12 protein-coding genes are annotated in these 16,653 nt (G+C 64.6%); 1 reads left to right on the plus strand and 11 read right to left on the minus strand.

Going from position 1 to position 16,653, the window contains the following annotated elements; genetic code table 11:
* Positions 1-37: 37 nt before the first annotated feature.
* The 10 genes from BSQ44_RS23830 to BSQ44_RS23875 all read right to left on the minus strand — a co-directional run bounded on the left by BSQ44_RS23830 (position 38) and on the right by BSQ44_RS23875 (position 15,206).
* Positions 38-1,075, minus strand: coding sequence for a PstS family phosphate ABC transporter substrate-binding protein (locus BSQ44_RS23830; RefSeq protein ID WP_072607522.1), 1,038 nt, complete (start codon positions 1,073-1,075; stop codon positions 38-40).
* A gap of 481 nt (positions 1,076-1,556) precedes the next feature.
* Positions 1,557-5,279 (minus strand): response regulator, encoded by a 3,723-nt coding sequence (locus BSQ44_RS23835; protein WP_378216236.1) that lies wholly within the window; start codon positions 5,277-5,279, stop codon positions 1,557-1,559.
* Between the two features lie 573 nt (positions 5,280-5,852).
* Entirely contained in the window at positions 5,853-7,454 is a 1,602-nt protein-coding gene (gene serA / locus BSQ44_RS23840) for a phosphoglycerate dehydrogenase (RefSeq protein WP_072607523.1), read from the minus strand.
* Between the two features lie 75 nt (positions 7,455-7,529).
* Positions 7,530-7,982, minus strand: coding sequence for an L-alanine exporter AlaE (alaE, locus tag BSQ44_RS23845; protein WP_072607524.1), 453 nt, complete (start codon positions 7,980-7,982; stop codon positions 7,530-7,532).
* 31 nt (positions 7,983-8,013) lie between these two features.
* Positions 8,014-9,186: a phosphoserine transaminase gene (locus tag BSQ44_RS23850; RefSeq protein ID WP_072607525.1), complete on the minus strand. Its 1,173-nt coding sequence runs from the start codon at positions 9,184-9,186 to the stop codon at positions 8,014-8,016.
* 198 nt (positions 9,187-9,384) lie between these two features.
* A complete protein-coding gene (locus BSQ44_RS23855) occupies positions 9,385-10,140 on the minus strand; it encodes an outer membrane protein (RefSeq protein ID WP_072607526.1) in 756 nt (251 codons plus the stop codon).
* Between the two features lie 210 nt (positions 10,141-10,350).
* A complete protein-coding gene (locus tag BSQ44_RS23860) occupies positions 10,351-11,205 on the minus strand; it encodes an outer membrane protein (RefSeq protein WP_072607527.1) in 855 nt (284 codons plus the stop codon).
* Positions 11,206-11,394: 189 nt separating this feature from the next.
* The gene (gene glmM / locus BSQ44_RS23865) at positions 11,395-12,747 is read right to left on the minus strand and encodes a phosphoglucosamine mutase (RefSeq protein ID WP_072607528.1); all 1,353 of its coding nucleotides are present in this window, start codon (positions 12,745-12,747) and stop codon (positions 11,395-11,397) included.
* 141 nt (positions 12,748-12,888) lie between these two features.
* Entirely contained in the window at positions 12,889-13,968 is a 1,080-nt protein-coding gene (locus BSQ44_RS23870; protein WP_210187901.1) for an SO2930 family diheme c-type cytochrome, read from the minus strand.
* Entirely contained in the window at positions 13,965-15,206 is a 1,242-nt protein-coding gene (locus BSQ44_RS23875) for a parallel beta-helix domain-containing protein (RefSeq protein ID WP_072607530.1), read from the minus strand. Before BSQ44_RS23875 ends, BSQ44_RS23870 begins: the two co-directional genes overlap by 4 nt.
* Before the next feature lie 108 nt (positions 15,207-15,314).
* Between BSQ44_RS23875 and BSQ44_RS23880 the strand changes: the two genes are divergently transcribed.
* Complete coding sequence (locus tag BSQ44_RS23880) at positions 15,315-15,950, plus strand: TetR/AcrR family transcriptional regulator (protein WP_072607531.1); 636 nt, start codon at positions 15,315-15,317, stop codon at positions 15,948-15,950.
* Positions 15,951-15,970: 20 nt separating this feature from the next.
* On the opposite strand, the gene BSQ44_RS23885 is transcribed toward BSQ44_RS23880, so the two are convergent.
* Positions 15,971-16,537 carry a peroxidase-related enzyme gene (locus BSQ44_RS23885; protein ID WP_072608262.1) on the minus strand — a complete coding sequence of 189 codons (567 nt, stop codon included), beginning with the start codon at positions 16,535-16,537 and terminating at the stop codon, positions 15,971-15,973.
* Positions 16,538-16,653: the final 116 nt, after the last annotated feature.

The raw sequence follows: 16,653 nt of genomic DNA on the forward strand, positions 1-16,653 counted from the left end.
ACGTATGCCGTCCGCGACGCTTGCCATTGCTGGCTTCTTACATGGTCTCGCCGCTCTCGAAGCCATCGCGGACCGCGTCACGCTCGGCATCGGGAGCCGGGACGAGGCCGTAGTCGGCGAGCGGGCTATCGGGGCCGACCATCTGGTCGTCGAGGAAGAACTCGACATATTCCTTGAGACCAGGAATGACGCCGATATGCGCCTTCTTGACGTAGAACTGAAGCGGACGCGACACGGGATACTCGGCCGACGAGATCGTCTCCACCGAAGGGGTAACGCCGTTGATGGTGGCGACCTTCAGCTTGTCGGCATTGTTTTCGTAGAACGAGAGGCCGAACACGCCGACACCGGTCTTGTTGGAGTCGATGCGGGCGAGCGTCTCGGTGTAGTCACCGTCGATGTCGACCGCACCGCCGTCCTTGCGGACCTGCTTGCAGGCAGCCTCGGCGGCTTTCTCGTCCATGCCGCCGGCCACGGCGGCCTCGATGCCACCGGCTTCCTCGCAGCCGGCGATGAGCAGCTTCTCTTCGAAGACTTCACGCGTTCCGTGCTTTTCGCCCGGGATGTAGGCGACGATGTCCCAGTCCGGGAGCGAAGGATTGACGTCGCTCCACTTCTTGTTCGGGTTCTCGACGAGCTTGCCGTCGACAGCCACCTGCGCGGCGAGCGCCTTGTAGACGTCCTGCGGGGTGAGCGCCCAGTCCTGGCCGGCGGCGTCGGTCGCGAAGACGATGCCGTCATACCCGAACTGCACTTCCTGGATGTCGGTCACGCCGGCGGCCTTGCAGGCCTCGACTTCCGAATCGCGGATCTTGCGCGAGGAATTGGCGATGTCGATCGTGTCCTCGCCGACGCCCTTGCAGAACTCCTTCAGGCCGGCGGACGAACCGCCCGATTCGACCACGGGGGTGGGGAAGTTCGGGAAGGTCTCGCCGAAGTTCTCGGCGACGATCTTCGCGTAGGGGAGCACGGTCGAGGAACCTGCGATCTGGATCTGGTCGCGCGCGGCGGCGAAGCCGGCGGAAGCTGTCAGGGCGACGGCCGCAGCCGACGCCGTGAGGAAAACTTTCATCATTGGGGCCTACTCCTGTTCGGAATTCCACTGGCACCTTGGCCGGTGCCATTCCTTCGGCGCCGATGAGCAGCGCCGGGGCCCGATTAGCCTTCCCATGTTACAGTTGCATGACAGTTTCGTGTCGCCCGGGTGAAGTCCCCAGGGGAGAGCCAGAAAGCGAGATTAGCCGGCTATCGAACGGGGCTCGTGTCGGTTTTCGCCGAGGATCAGACGTCCGCCGCGGGGCCGGCGTCAAGGACAGGATCAGAGAAAAAAGCCGGGCAAGAGAGCCGTGCAACGGCACGATAGGCCGTACACCGGCGGGTCTTTCTTGGAACAGGATCGGTTGGAGCTCACGAAGCCGTGTTCAACCCGTCGTCGCTCATCTGCCCGGTGTATCCCCGTTACCAGAGATGAGTATGGTATGCCTAACGCGCCGGTGCGCGAAAGTCATATGGTGCGATCACGCCATATCGCTGTGTGAATATCGTGGGCCGGGATTTCAGGCCGTCCGGTGCAATGCCTTTTCGGGGGCGTCCAGCCAGCGGTGGATCTTCTCGAGCAGCATGTTGGGGCTGATCGGCTTCGACATGTAGTCGTCCATGCCGGCGGAGAGGCAGCGCTCACGGTCGCCTTTCAGGGCATGGGCGGTCACGCCGACGATCGGCACGTGGTTGCCCTCCCCTTCCGCCTCCCTGATCGCGTTGGTGGCTTCCAGCCCGTTCATCTCGGGCATCGAGACGTCCATCAGGATCATGCCCGGCCGCATCTCGGCATGCGCTTCGACGGCGAGCCGGCCGTTGCGGACGATCTCGAAACTGTAGGGCGTGTCGGAGAGTATCTGCGCGAAGACGAGCTGGTTAACCTCGTTGTCCTCGGCGACCAGAATGTCCAGCCTGCGGGATTGCCGCTCCGGATGCCCGGCCGGCGAAACGATGGCCGCGGGAGCGGCCTCCTCCGCGGCCGCGGGGCGGCGCGGCTCCTGCGCGACGGGAGCCTGTTCGGCTGGTCTGGCCGATGGGGCCGTGACGGCGATGTCGTCGTGATGCTGCTGTATGTGCGAGACGAGCGCTTCGAGGAGAGCGGAGGATCGCGCCGGCTTGATGAGCTGCGTGCCGATGCCGAGATCGCGGTTCTGCGCCAGGCTGAGCGACTGGTCGACGGAAGTCAGCATGATGATCGGCGTGTGAGCGAGCGCCGGCACGGTGCGCATGGCGGCAGCGACGTCGCTGCCGCTCACCCCCGGCATCTGGTAATCGAGCACCACGCAGTCGACCCGCACCCCGAGACGCGCCGTCTCCTTGAGCACGGCCAGTGCCTCGGGACCGCTCTCCGCGGCGCAGGCGTCGAAGCCCCAGGCGTTCATCTGCTCCATCAGGATCGCCCGGTTGACCGCATTGTCGTCGACGACGAGGACGCGCGCGCCGGTCACGTCGTGCGGCGTGGCCTTGCGCCTCGTCTCGGCCTCGCCGAGCGGCAGGAGGACGTCGAACCAGAAGGTGGATCCCTTGCCGAACTCGCTCTCCACGCCGATCTCCCCGCCCATGAGGGCGACGAGCCGCGAGGTGATCGCCAGCCCGAGGCCGGTGCCTTCGTGGCGGCGAGTGGAGCTGGCGTCCACCTGGCTGAACTTTTCGAACACGTGGTCGAGCTTATCCGCGGGGATGCCGATGCCGGTATCGGTCACCTTGAAGCGCAGCTTGACACTCTCGTCCTGGGCTTCGCCCGAGACGTCGACCAGCACGTGGCCCGAGTCGGTGAACTTGACAGCGTTGCCGACGAGGTTCGTCACGATTTGGCGCAGGCGGCCCGCATCGCCGACGACCGTGCGCGGCAGTTCCGGATCGACCCGTACGATGAGCTCGAGGTCCTTCTCCTTGGCGCGGGTGGCCATGAGGGTCGCGACATCCTCGACGGATTCGCCGAGATGGAACGGCGCGGGATCGAGCACGAGCTGCCCGGCGTCGATCTTGGAGAAGTCGAGGATGTCGTTGATGATCGTGAGGAGCGCGTTGCCCGACTTCACGATGATGTCGGTGAACGTCTTCTGCTTCTGGTTCAGCTCCGTCTTTGCCAGGAGTTCCGCCATGCCCAGCACGCCGTTCATGGGTGTGCGGATCTCGTGGCTCATGTTGGCGAGGAATTCCGACTTGGCTCGATCGGCGAGAACGGCGCGCTGTTCGGCGGCGCGGAGTTCCTCCTCCCGCCGCTTCATCTCCGTGACGTCGGAACTCGAGCCGATCAGGTAGAGCGATCCGTCGGACGCCGTCATCAGCCCCTTGCGGGCGATCTGGTGCCGGATGCTGCCGTCGGCGGCGGTCGCCACTTCCTGGATCTCGAGGAGTTCGCCGCTCTCCAGGACCTTGCGGTCGCTTTCCATGAAGATCTCGCCGTCCGGTCCGAACACCTCGGCGTCGGTGTGGCCGATCGCGCTTTCCTTGGGGATGCCGGTCAGATCCGACCAGCCCTGGTTCACGTAGAGGATGCTGAGATCCGGGCGCTTGGCGTAGATCGCGACGGGCACGCTGTCGATGAGGCTGCGGAAGAGCTCATTGTCGCGCATGCTCTCCTTGAGGGCCGTCTCGCGCTCCTTGAGTTCGGTGATGTCGACCCGGACCCCGACGAACAGGCCGTCCTTCGTGCGCGTGTCGTAGACCTGAAACCAGCGTCCGTCGGCGTTCTTCCTTTCCGACACGTGTTGGTCGGTGTGATAGCGCTTGATGTATCCTTCGAGCCACGCTTCCGGGTCGGTGTTGTAGAGCGCGTCGAGTTCGGGATCGTCCGTGTGCCGGAAGTAGCCAACCTTTCTGCCTTCCTCGATGGCGGGGCGAAGCGGACAGCCGGGCTGCATGAGATGCGCGATCGCCGGAAGCGATTCATGGATGTTCCGGTTCGAAAGAACGAACCGGTCGTCCTTGTCGTAGATGACGACGCCTGCCGGCAGGGTTTCGAGAACGTGGGCAAGCTGGCTGCGCGCCTGTTCGGCCTCCCTCTGGCGCCGGCGGATCTCGGTGACGTCGAAGACGAAGCCGCTCACATAGGTGTTGCCGCTATCGGTGCTCACGAGATTCTTGCGCACCAGCCGCGAACGCCCGATGCCTCTGGACTCGAAATCCTCCTCCGTCTCGTAGGTCTCGCCGGTCTCCAGCACCCGCCGCTCGCTGGCTTCGAACAGTTCGGCTTCCTCGGGCGATGCAAGTTCTCCCACCGTCAGGCCGAGTACTTCGCCGGGCAGTCTGTCGAACATCGCGGCGAACGCCTTGTTGACGAAGACGAACCGCAAATCCTGGTCCTTGACGAAGATCGGGTCCTTGACCGCGTTGATCACGGCATCGGCGAGCCCCATGCGCTCGATGGCAACGTTGAGTGCGGCCTCGCGCTGCTTCATGTCGGTCACGTCGTAGTAGCAGACGAGACGCTTACCGCCCGAAAGCGAGGTCACCGAATAGATGAGGGTCGAACCGTCGGCGCGGTGGAACTCACGCGGCTCTACGTTACCCGCTCGAATCTCGGCGATACGCCGGCCGACATACTCCTCCCACCGCGACTCCGTCACGTCGTAGATGCCGTTATGGCGATTCACGTCCATGAGGGTGCGGAAATGGTCGCCCACCTTCACGGCATCCCGGTCGAGCTTCCACAGGTCGTAGAAGGCCTTGTTGATAATCTCCGCCTCGAGATTCGGATCGAGGAGAACGACACCCATGCGCAAGGTGTTCAGCGTGTGCTCGAAGTCCGCGACGAGATGTTCGGCGCGGCGGTTGGCTTCCGCGAGTTCTTCCTCGCGCCGCTTTATCTCGGTCACGTCGGTGCGGATCCCGACGCGATCGCCGGTCGCCGTCAGGCGGTCGCGGCGCAGCATCCAGCGGCCGTCAGGCGACTGGTAGAGTATCTCCTGATCGAGCTCCCCGCCGCGCGCCTCGACCTGTTCGCGGACCCATGCGTCTTCCCGTCCGCGCAGGCTCGGGACCGCGCCGGAATGCGCATATTCCGACAGGAGTTCCTCGAAGCTGCGGCCGAGCTTGGAGCCTTCCAGCACCGCGTATTCGCGCCGGAAGGCGTCATTGTAGACCCGAAGCCTGTCGTCCTTGTCCCAGAGAACGAAGCCGTCCGCCAGCGCGTCGATGCCGGCCTGCATCCGATCCCGCATGTCGGCATCGGAGGTGACGGTCTGCGACCCCGGAAGGACTTCCGACGCGCGTGCCTGCCCGGCCGCCTTCGCCATCAACGACGTCACGTTGCGCGCGGTGCCCTGATATCCGGCGAAGCGGCCTTCCGCGTCGAAACACGGGACGCCGGAGAGTTCGACGTATCGGCAGCCGGGGTGGCTCGCCTTCAGTTCGTCGATGAAGCTGCGGAAGGGCCGGCGGGTGTCGAGATCGGCAAGGTGCGAAGCCGCGAGCGGATCGTCCTGGGCCCGCATCGTCAGCGCCTGGATGCGCGACCGTCCGACAATGGACGATCGCTTTATGCCGGTATGGTCAATGCAAGCGTCGCCGACCCACGTCCAGCGATGGGCGGCATCAGTCTCCCAGAGCCAGTCGCTGCCGATCTCGACGAGCAGCGCGATCCGGTCCCGATCGGCACCCGACGGAAAACCGCCATCGCCGGGGCGCGGGTTCGCGGCGGTCCTTTCGTGCTCCTGGCTGGTCGGCGGCACATTCGCCTCCGCCGCCACCTCGCCCTTCTTCACCCGCTGCGCTCCATCCCCTTCACAGGTCAGTGATAGGAAAGGATGCCGCAGAAGCGTTAATGAGCGGCTAACCTTAATGGCTGGCCGCGGGAAATCCGGGTGTTCTCAACCGCCATTGACGTCAAAACGCAGCGGCTTGGCCGAATCGATCTTCGGGTTGTCTCGCAGCTCGGCCAGCACGTCCTGCGGGAAAGGCTCGTCGAGGTACAGCAGCGCGATGGCATCGCCGCCCGGCCGGTCGCGTCCGAGGTGGAAGTTGGCGATGTTGACGCCGTTGGCGCCGCAGATCGAGCCGAGCAGGCCGATGATGCCGGGGGCGTCGGCATTGGTGGTGTAGAGCATGTGCTGGCCTACTTCGGCGTCGAGATTGATGCCCTTGATCTGGATGAAACGCGGCTTGCCGTCGGAAAAGCAGGTGCCGGCGATGGAGCGCGTCATGTGCTCGGTTTTCACCGTCAGCTTGATGTAGCCGTCGAACACGCCCGACTTGTCGCGACGCACCTCCGACAGGATGATGCCGCGCTCCTTCACCATGATCGGCGCGGAGACCATGTTGACGTCGGAGACCTGCGGACGGATCAGGCCGGCGAGCGTGGCGCTGGTCAGCGCCTTCGTGTTCATCGACGCCGTCGAGCCGTCGAACAGGATCTCGACCTGCTTGATCGGGTCCTCGGTGACCTGCCCGACGAAAGCGCCGAGCACTTCCGCGAGCTTGACGAAGGGCTTGAGCCGCGGCGCTTCCTCCGCGTTGATGGAAGGCATGTTGATGGCGTTCGAAACGGCGCCCTTGATGAGGTAGTCCGACATCTGCTCGGCGACCTGCAGCGCGACATTCTCCTGCGCCTCCGAGGTGGAGGCGCCGAGATGCGGCGTGCACACGACATTCGGCATTCCGAACAGCGCGTTCTCGGTCGCCGGCTCCACCTCGAACACGTCGACGCCGGCGCCGGCGACCTTGCCCGACTTCAGCGCAGCCACGAGGTCGGCCTCCACGATCAGCCCGCCGCGGGCGCAGTTGATGATGCGAACGCCGTCCTTCATCTTCGCGATCGAGGCGGCGTTGATGATATTGCGGGTCTTGTCGGTCAGCGGCGTGTGCAGCGTGATGAAGTCGGCCCGTGCGAAGAGCTCGTCGAGCTCGACCTTCTCGATACCGAGTTCGGCCGCGCGGCTTTCCGACAGGAACGGATCGAAGCCGACGACGTGCATCTTGAGCCCGATGGCGCGCGTCGCCACGATGGAGCCGATGTTGCCGCAGCCGATCACGCCCAGCGTCTTGCCGGTGATCTCCACGCCCATGAACTTGTTCTTCTCCCACTTGCCGGCGTGGGTGGAGGCGTTGGCCTCGGGGATCTGGCGTGCCACGGCAAACATCAGCGCCACCGCATGCTCGGCGGTGGTGATGGAATTGCCGAAGGGCGTGTTCATCACGATGATGCCCTTGCGCGAGGCGGCCGGGATGTCGACGTTGTCGACCCCGATCCCGGCGCGGCCAATCACCTTGAGGTTTTCGGCCGCCGCGATCAGCTTTTCGGTGACCTTGGTCGCCGAGCGGATCGCGAGACCGTCATACTGCCCGATGATTTCGGCGAGCTTTTCCTTATCCTTGCCGACCTCCGGCAGGTAGTCGACCTCGACGCCGCGATCCTTGAAGATCTGCACGGCGGTCGTGGAAAGCGCATCGGAAACGAGAACGCGGGGTGCCATGGTGCCATTCCTTGGTGTTGCGGAGCCGAAGCCCCGTTGTTTGTCGAGCCCGCCCATGGGACGGAGGGTTGAAGGTCAGTCTCCCAGCGACATCGGCTTCTGCCCCGGGCCGTGAAGGCCGAACAGCCGGCGGACGGCTTCGAGCCAGAGGCCATAGGGACGACCGAGAATCAGCATCAGGAGGGCAAAGCCGAAGATGCCCTTCACGATGGCCATGCCTTCCGCGCCAGCCGCCGCCAGGATCGCGGCATAGATCGGAACCTGGAACGCCATCAGCGCGAACGCGTCGGCGAGAAGTCTCGGACGTCCGCCCTTCGAGCCGGCCTTCCCCACGAACCAGTCGCGCCAGAGCCCATAGGGTCGCGCCGTCAAAACCATGAGTGGAGCGCCGATAGTCCGCGAGACCATGACTTCCTGCCAGGACATGCCGGCCACGAACCGTTCGTTGAGGCCGCTTGCGACGGTGAAGAAGAGGACGAGCGCCAGCGTGTCGGCGACGAAGCTCCTGACGCCGGGAGAGAGGATCATCTTGCCGGCACCCGTCCCGAGCGAAGCCCCGCTACGCCGCCGCCTTGAGCGCGGCTTTCTGCGTTGCAAAAGCCCAGTCGAGCCAGGGGAGCAGCGCCTCGAGGTCGGCCGTCTCGACGGTCGCGCCCGCCCAGATACGCAGACCTGGAGGCGCGTCGCGGTAGGCGCCGATGTCGTAGGCCGCGCCTTCCTTGTCGAGCACAGCCGCGAGGTTCTTGGCGAAGGTGGCCTGAGCGTCGCCGTCGAGCGCCGCGATATCGGGGTCGACGATCGACAGGCAGACCGAGGTATTGGACCGCGTCGCGGGATCGACCGCGAGGTGGCCGAGCCAGGACGACGCTTGGACGAAACGGTCGAGCACGGCGAAGTTGGCGTCGGCGCGGGCGACCAGTCCGTCGAGCCCGCCGACGGACTTCGCCCATTCGAGCGCGTCGATGTAGTCTTCCACGCAGAGCATGGAGGGCGTGTTGATCGTCTCGCCCTTGAAGATGCCCTCGATCAGCTTGCCGCCCGAGGTGAGGCGGAAGATCTTCGGCAGCGGCCAGGCCGGCTTATAGCTTTCAAGCCGTTCGACTGCGCGGGGCGACAGGATGAGCATTCCGTGCGCACCCTCGCCGCCCAAGACCTTCTGCCAGGAGAAGGTAACGACGTCGAGCTTGGAGAAGTCGAGGCGCTGGGCGAAGGCCGCCGAGGTGGCGTCGCAGATCGTCAGGCCCTTGCGGTCGGCGGGAATGAAGTCGCCGTTCGGCACGCGGACGCCCGAGGTCGTGCCGTTCCAGGTGAACACCACGTCGCGGTCGAAGTCGATGGTCGACAGGTCCGGCAGTTCGCCATACGGCGCCTCGATGATCCGAGCGTCCGTCAGCTTCAGTTGCTTGACGACGTCGGTGACCCAGCCGGCGCCGAAACTCTCCCAGGCGACCATGTCGACGCCACGCTCGCCGAGCAGCGACCAGAGCGCCATCTCGACCGCGCCGGTGTCGGAGGCGGGCACGATACCGATGCGGTAGCCGGCGGGAACGTGGAGGATTTCGCGGGTGAGTTCGATGGCCCGTTCGAGCCGGGCCTTGCCGACCTTGGCACGGTGCGAGCGGCCGAGCGGCGCGTCCTTCAACGCCTGCGGCGACCAGCCGGGACGTTTTGCGCAGGGACCTGAGGAAAAATTGGGGGATTCCGGACGGAGTCCGGGCTTGGAAATCGTCATCGTGGTCTATCCTTCCAGATAGTAAGCCCGCTCGTTGGGGAGGGGTGGCCCACGGACGGCGATATTCCTTTCGCCCCCGCGGCGTCAAGGGCAAAGTTCTCGTCGCGGGAAGGACAGCGGCAGGCCGCTCCGTAGCCGGCGAAACGAAAAACGGCGGCCGAGGCCGCCGAGATTTCGTTTCTGTGAAGTTTGCAACTACTACCAGAGGTCGTAGCGCAGGCCGACCTTGACCTGGTGAATGTCCACGCCTTCGCGCACCACCGGCAGACCGTTGCTGATCTCGGAGTATTCGAGATCGGGCGCCGAGAGGAACTGGTAGCCGACGTCCAGCGAGAGGTTGTTGGTCAGCCGGTAGGCCGCGCCGGCGTTCAGCGTATAGGCGAAGCTGAACTGGTTCTTGTCGTCGGTGAGCGCAATGTCCAGCACGTTGGGATCGACGAAGTTCTGATAGTACCCCTGCTCGCGCTGGGAGTAGACGAACCCGACACCGGCGCCGATGTAGGGCGTCAGGCCGACGAACGTGCCGAGGTCGACATAGGCATTGGCCATGCCGGTCCAGGCCTGGTTGTCGACGCCGACGGTCGTCGTGCTGACGCCGGGATTGCTGAAGGAGAGGTTCTGGTCGTTCTTGGACAGGAAGCCGAAATTGACGTCGGTCCGGAAGTAGTCAGACCAGTGGTAGCCGAAGCCTACTGAGCCGCCGAGCGCGGTGTGCGACTCGTCCCAGGACGGATTCGCGATCGTCGGCCCGCCATAGTCCAGGTTCCGGAACGGATTGTCGGTGTTGTAGGTGAGATCGCCGCGCAGATACCAGCCCGAGCCGACCTCGACCGGAACGACTTCAGGTGCTTCCTCGACGTAGATCGGCGGATCGTAGTCGGCGGCCAGCGCGTGGGCGACAGGCCACCCTGCCAACGCGAAGGTCGAAAGCACGATTCTGGACAGGATTCTCATCGCCTCACTCCGGATGTTTCCGCCGGGCCCGCAATACTGGCGCGCGCCGTTTCATGAGGCATTGTTAACCATATTGGTTAAACGCGGGTTAAGCATGGCGTCGGCTCGCCGCCAGCGAAATCAATTACTTGCCACCGAATGCCCGATCAAAACGAAAGGCCGCCCGGACGAGCCGGACGGCCTTGTTCAAGATCGGATGATCGTCGAATTTTACTTGTAGACAGGCAGGATCGGCTCGGGCTCGTAGGCGATCTGCTGGGGAGCGGCACAGTTCGGGTTGCCGCCGCCGAAGGACCAGCGCAGACCCGCCCTCACCTCGTGCGCGTCGATGCCCCGGTCGAAGCCGGGTCCGACGCCAATCGAGGTGCCGCCGGGCGTGAATTCCTCGAACATCCGTCCGCCTTCGATACGGGTGTAGCGGTATCCGACGTCGGCCTGCAGGTTGCTCGTCAGGCAGTAGGAGGCGCCCGCCATGAGCGACCACGCGAAGCGCCAGTCCTTGGCGCCCTTGTGAGTGATGGTGCCGCCATTGACCGTGTTGCGAAGGTCGTCCCACTTCAGATGCGCGCCGCCGATACCGGCGCCGACGTAAGGCGTCACGCCGTGATAGGTGCCGAGATCGGCATAGGCGTTGGCCATCAGCAGGATCGCCGAGTAGCTGGTCTGGTCGACCGAGGTACAGGTCGTCCCGCCGCAGGTGCCGATGGTCGTTCCCTCGAAATCCGACTTGGCCCAGTAGTCGATCGTCGTGTCGACGCGCAGATACCGGGTCGCCTGGTAGCCCACGCCGCCGCCGAAGGACCATGCTCCGTCGAGATCGCCGTCGAGGCTGCCGGTGCCGGGCGTCGGCGTGCAGCAACCGTAGGTGATGTAGTCGGAGCCCTTGAACTTGGACCAATGATAATCGATGTCGCCGCGAATGTACCAGGCGCCATGGTCGACCTGCTCGTAGACCACCGGCGGCGGGACTTCCACGATCGGCGGCTCGTAGAGATCCGCTGCGTGCAGTGTGGACGCGCTCAAGAGGAACAGCGCGCCGGTCATCAGCCTGGCTGACATCAGCATGAGGACTATCCTTGCAATTCCCCGGACATGATTCCCTGCCGGGTCCGTTAAACTCGCGAGGATAATGGAAGGGAAAAGTTAAAGCCGGCTTAACCGTGTTCGTTTACCAGTGAGCATCGGCTAAAACACAAATGGCTCACCGAAATGCGGCGTCGTGGTGGAGCTGAATTTTCAGGAAGCGAGGCGTGCTCAGGCGGCGGTCTTGATACTTCCGATCACGCCGACCAGGTCGTTGACTACCTTTTCGACCAGCCCGGGATCGTCTCCCTCGGCCATCACGCGGATCAGCGGCTCCGTGCCGGAGGGACGAATCACCAGACGCCCCTGCTTGCCGAGACGGCTGCGGGCCTCGTCGATCATGGCGCGCACCGGATCGCTCTCCAGCGGGCGGCCGCCATCGAAGCGCACGTTCTTCAAGACCTGCGGAACGGGTTCGAACTTGCGGCAGACCTCGCTCGCCGGACGGTTCGAACGCTTGATGCAGGCAAGCACTTGCAAGGCAGAGACCAGCCCGTCACCAGTGGTGGCGAAGTCGGAGAGCACGATATGCCCGGACTGCTCGCCGCCGACGTTGAAGCCATGGGCGCGCATGTGTTCGACGACGTAGCGGTCGCCGACCTTCGTGCGCTGGAGGGTCAGGCCGAGATCGCCCAGATGGCGCTCCAGCCCGAGGTTCGACATCACCGTTGCGACAACGCCGCCGCCGGCGAGCCGGCCCGCCTGGTGCCAGGATTCCGCGATCACGGCCATGATCTGGTCGCCGTCGACGATCTCGCCGTTCTCGTCGGCGATGATCATCCGGTCCGCGTCACCGTCGAGCGCGATCCCGATGTCGGCCCGCACCTCGCGCACCTTCTCGCAAAGGCTGGCAGGGCTGGTCGATCCACACGCGTCGTTGATGTTGAAGCCGTTCGGCTCGTCGTGAATGGCAAAGACTTCCGCACCGAGTTCCCAAAGCGCTGCCGGCGCAACCTTGTAGGCGGCACCGTTGGCGCAGTCGATGACAATGCGCATGCCGGCGAGCGACATGGAGCGCGGCAGCGTGCGCTTGGCAAACTCGATATAGCGGTCGTGGACGCCGTCGATGCGCTTTGCGCGGCCGAGCCCTTCCGAACTCGCCAGTTCCGCCCCGAGATCCTTGTCGAGCATCCCCTCGATGCGCGTTTCGATCTCGTCGGAAAGCTTGTAGCCGTCAGGCCCGAAGAGCTTGATGCCGTTGTCGTAGAAGGCGTTGTGGGAAGCCGAGATCATCACGCCGATGTCGGCGCGCAGCGACCGCGACAGCATGGCGACGGCCGGCGTCGGCACCGGTCCGAGCAGGAACACGTCCATGCCGGCGGCGCAGAAGCCCGCGACCATGGCGTTCTCGATCATGTAGCCCGAGAGCCGCGTATCCTTGCCGATCACCACGCGGTGCCGGTGCTTGCCGCGCTGGAAGGAGAGGCCGGCTGCCATGCCGACCTTCATCGCCACCTCGGCGGTCATCGGAAAGGTATTGGCCCGTCCCCGGATACCATCCGTACCGAAATACTGCTTTGCCATTCCTGTCGGTTTCCCCACCGCTTCTTCCGGCCCCACGAATCGGTGTGCCATAGAGCGGTTTGCTAGCGGAATCACAATATGTGAGACTGTGTAACCGAAGATTCAGCTTCCGAGCATAGACCGGACCAAATTGACGGCCGGTTAACGCAGCGACGAAATCCACTCGCGCAAAAGTTTCACCGCATCGTGGTCGGCGAGCACGCGGCCCAGTTCCGGCATCATCACGCCAGGCTCGGTGCTTTCGACGCGATGGATCAGGATCGATCCGTCCGGATCGCCCGGCTTCACGTCGAACGCGCGGTCGCCCGAACCCCGCCCCGCGGCGACCGGCCGCTTGCCGATGCCGAGCGCAACCGGATCACGTTCGCCAAACGTGAGGAAGAGGCCCGAATTGCTGGCAGGACCTTCCCGGCGGTGGCAGTGGGCGCAATTGACGTCCAGCCAGGCACGCGCGCGAGCCTCCAGGGGCGCCATTTCGTCGCGCGAGTCGGGCACCGCAGGAGCGTCCTCGGGAGCAGGCGCTCCCGCGAGTGCGCCGGCGTCGCTCCAGAAGGCGAGCTGGTTGTGAGCCCCCTCGGGATAGTCGTAGTCGCGGTTGAGGTTGCGCGCCTTGGGCCCGAGCGGCGAGATCTCGCCCGACAGGGCATGGCAGCCCTTGCATTGGTTCTTGTTCGGCACCGAATATGTGAAGGAGACCGGATCCTTCCCGATGCCGGAGAGCGTGACCGGTACTTTCGCGCCGGCGATCTTGAGGACCGCGTCCGCCTGGTCTTCGTTCCAAAGATAGGCCCAGGCCTGCCATCCGTCCTCGTGGCGCAGGAGAACCCGAGTCTCGATCAGCCGGACGTTCTCGTCAGGTGCGTCGAGGTTGGCGGGAAAGGCGAACGTCTTGATCAGCGCCGAACCGACGGGAAAGGCGAATGCCTCCGTTGCGTCATAGGCTGCGGCTTTTCCGGCCGGAACATAGACGAAGCGATGTTTGCGCGCGTGGTCGGAGAAGAGCGGCGTGTTGAGATCGTAGGGGATGACGCCGTCGACGGGAGCCTGCGCGCGGGCATCGGAGAAGAACCCGAAGCCGGACAGGAGCTGCGGCGGCCTGTCCGCCGTGATCGCCTCGTCCGACACCGCATGGCTAGGGCTTGTGAAGCCTAGGAAGGCGGCGAGCGCGGCGGCGACCCCGAGGATGGTCCGGCTGACGAATGGCATCCGTTGACGGCTCACGCACCGCCGTCCTGAGGCAGCTTCACCGGTTCCGGTTCGGGCAGGGAGCCGGCATGGGCGGCGATGTCGGTAGACGGCCACCAGCCCCAGGGCAGAAGCAGCTGCGAGATCATCTTGAGATTGACGAAGGTCGTTCCCTCGGCCTCATCGACATAGACGCCGTTCTCGCTCGCGGTCCAGGAAAAGTACTCGGGAATCGTCGTGACGCCATCCCAGACGATGTCCGGTACGGGCGTTCCCGAGACGTCTGAAATGGTCTTGCCGACCTCGCCGTCGGGCTCGAACCCGCCCTCGCCATAGGAATTGTCGTGAACGTAGACGCCTCGCGGCACGAAGACGTAGTTCTCGTCCTCGTAGTCGTTCGGATAGGCCGCGATGAGGACATGCGCGGTCGCGTTTCCGTCGAGCTTGTTGTCGAAGACGTGGACGTTGCGGTTGGCCATGACCATGATGCCCATGCCCTTCGGCACGATGGCGACAATGTTGCCTTCCGGCGCGAAGTTGGGCGTGTCGTTGTCCACCACCTCGTTGTCGAAGACCCGGATGTCGTGGCCGCCCTGTACCGGCAGATTGGGGAGGTCGAAGACCAGGATGCCACCGGTGTTGTGGGTCGCGACATTGCCGTGGACGTCGGCCCGGAAGGAGTTCTCGATCTCGATGCCGGCGACGTTGTATTCGGCGAGGCTGTTGCGAACGATGATGTTCTCGCTCTGGCCGACATAGATACCGGCGTCGGATGCACCGCGCACGGTGACACCATCTATCAGCACGTTCTTCGACGAGACCGGATAGACGCCGTAGGCGCCGTTCTCCGCCTTGGGGCCGCCGGTCCACTCCACGCGCAGGTTGCGGAAGGTGATCTGGTCGGAGCCCTTCGACTTGACGCCGTCGCCCTTGCTGTCCTCGACCGCGAAATCCTCCAGCACCACGCGGTCGGACGTCACCAGCAATCCCTCGCCCGAACCGGTCTGCCCCTTGAAGGAGAGCACCGTCCGGTCGGTGCCCGCGCCGCGGACCGTGACGTCGTCGACGTCGAGGGAGAGCCCGTCGGTGAGTTCGTAGCGGCCTTCCGCTATCATCACCGTATCGCCGGGCTGGGCCATGATCAGCGCCTCGAGCAGCTTCTCGCTGGCGCCTTCCCCCGGCTCCACCGTGATTTCGGCCGCGAACGCCCCACCCCAAAGACTGAAGGTCAGCGCGGCAGCGAACCCGATCGGCTTCGTTGCTTGCAGGAACATTGGACGGGCTTGCATCATGCTGTTCCACTCCCGGATGAAAGCTTGACGATGCCGCCGATCCGGTGCCAAGTCAACAAAGATGAAAGAGTTTCATTTTTCAGGCTCGCGATGTTGAACGGCGGCGCAACAGCGGCGGACACTCCGCCCAAGCCCCGGCAGAAGCGCTCCCTGCGCACCGAGGCGGCGCTCCTGGCCTCGACCGAGGCGCTGGCGGCCGCGGAGGGCGAGGCGGCGGTGACGACGTCGCGCATCGCGGCCGAAACCGGCGTCGCCGTCGGCACGATCTATCGCTACTTCGCCGACCGGGACGCACTGCTCTTGGCAGCCTACGATGCGACCGTCCTTCGGATCGTCGAGGCGTGCGGCGCGGCACTCGCAGACCTCGACCCGGCCATCGGCGTTGAGGCCGCCGCGCGGCACCTGCTCGCCGTCTATCTCGCCGCCGCGCGAGCAATTCCCGGCCACGCCGCGCTGCTGCGCGCCATGCGGCGCATCCGTTCGGTCGAACAGGACGACGACAGGAACCGCAACCGCATCGCGGACGGGCTGCTGGCACCGTTCCTCGAACGCTTCGGGATGGATGCGGCCGGCGATCAGGAAGCGCTGCACTTTCTCAACGTGCTTCTCAGCACACTCGTCGACCTCTATCTCATCGCCGACGACGACGCCGCGCGCCAGACGATCCACGGGCATATCGAGGCCCACATGCTGCTGGCGCTGTCGCGCCTGATGCCGGGCCGCTGAAGAATGGAACTTGCCGCCGCTCAGCGCGCCATGGCGTGGTATTCGTCGTTCGGTCGCATGTCGACCGCGGCCGCCACCCGGTTCGACATGTTGAAGAAGGCAGCGGTGGACGCGATGTCCCAGATGTCGCGGTCCGTGAAGCCGGCCACGCGCAGCGCGGCGCGGTCGGCCTCCACCATCTTGTCGGGGCTCTCGGTGAGCTTCACGGCGAAGTCGAGCATCGCCTTCTGGCGCGGCGAGAGATCGGCGGCGCGGAAGTTCATCGCCATCATCTCTCCGAGCTTCGGATCGCCGGAGAGTTGCCGCACCGCCGCCCCGTGTGCGGTCAGGCAGTAGTAGCAGTGGTTCACCGACGAGACGGCGACCGCGATCATCTCGCGCTCGAGCTTCGACAGCCCTGATTCGCCGAGCATCAGGTCGTTGTACATGTCTGTGAAGGCGCGCAGCTTCTTTTCATCGAACGCATAGGCGAGGAGAACGTTGGGGATCATGCCAAGCTTCTCCTCGCACTTGGCGAAATAGGCCTTCGTCCCTTCCCCGAGGTTGGCGGCCGGCTGCAGATCGAGCGCCGTGGTCTTCCTGTTCATGTCCGTCATCTTCGCTTCATCCCTGCATATCATTTTGCCAAGGCGGCGCGCCGCCAGGGTCGCATTCACGACTTTGTCTGTTACGATAGCCAAAAGAAATGCCCGGAGGAAATGCA

The sequence above is a fragment of the Aquibium oceanicum genome, from assembly GCF_001889605.1.
Lineage (GTDB): Bacteria > Pseudomonadota > Alphaproteobacteria > Rhizobiales > Rhizobiaceae > Aquibium > Aquibium oceanicum.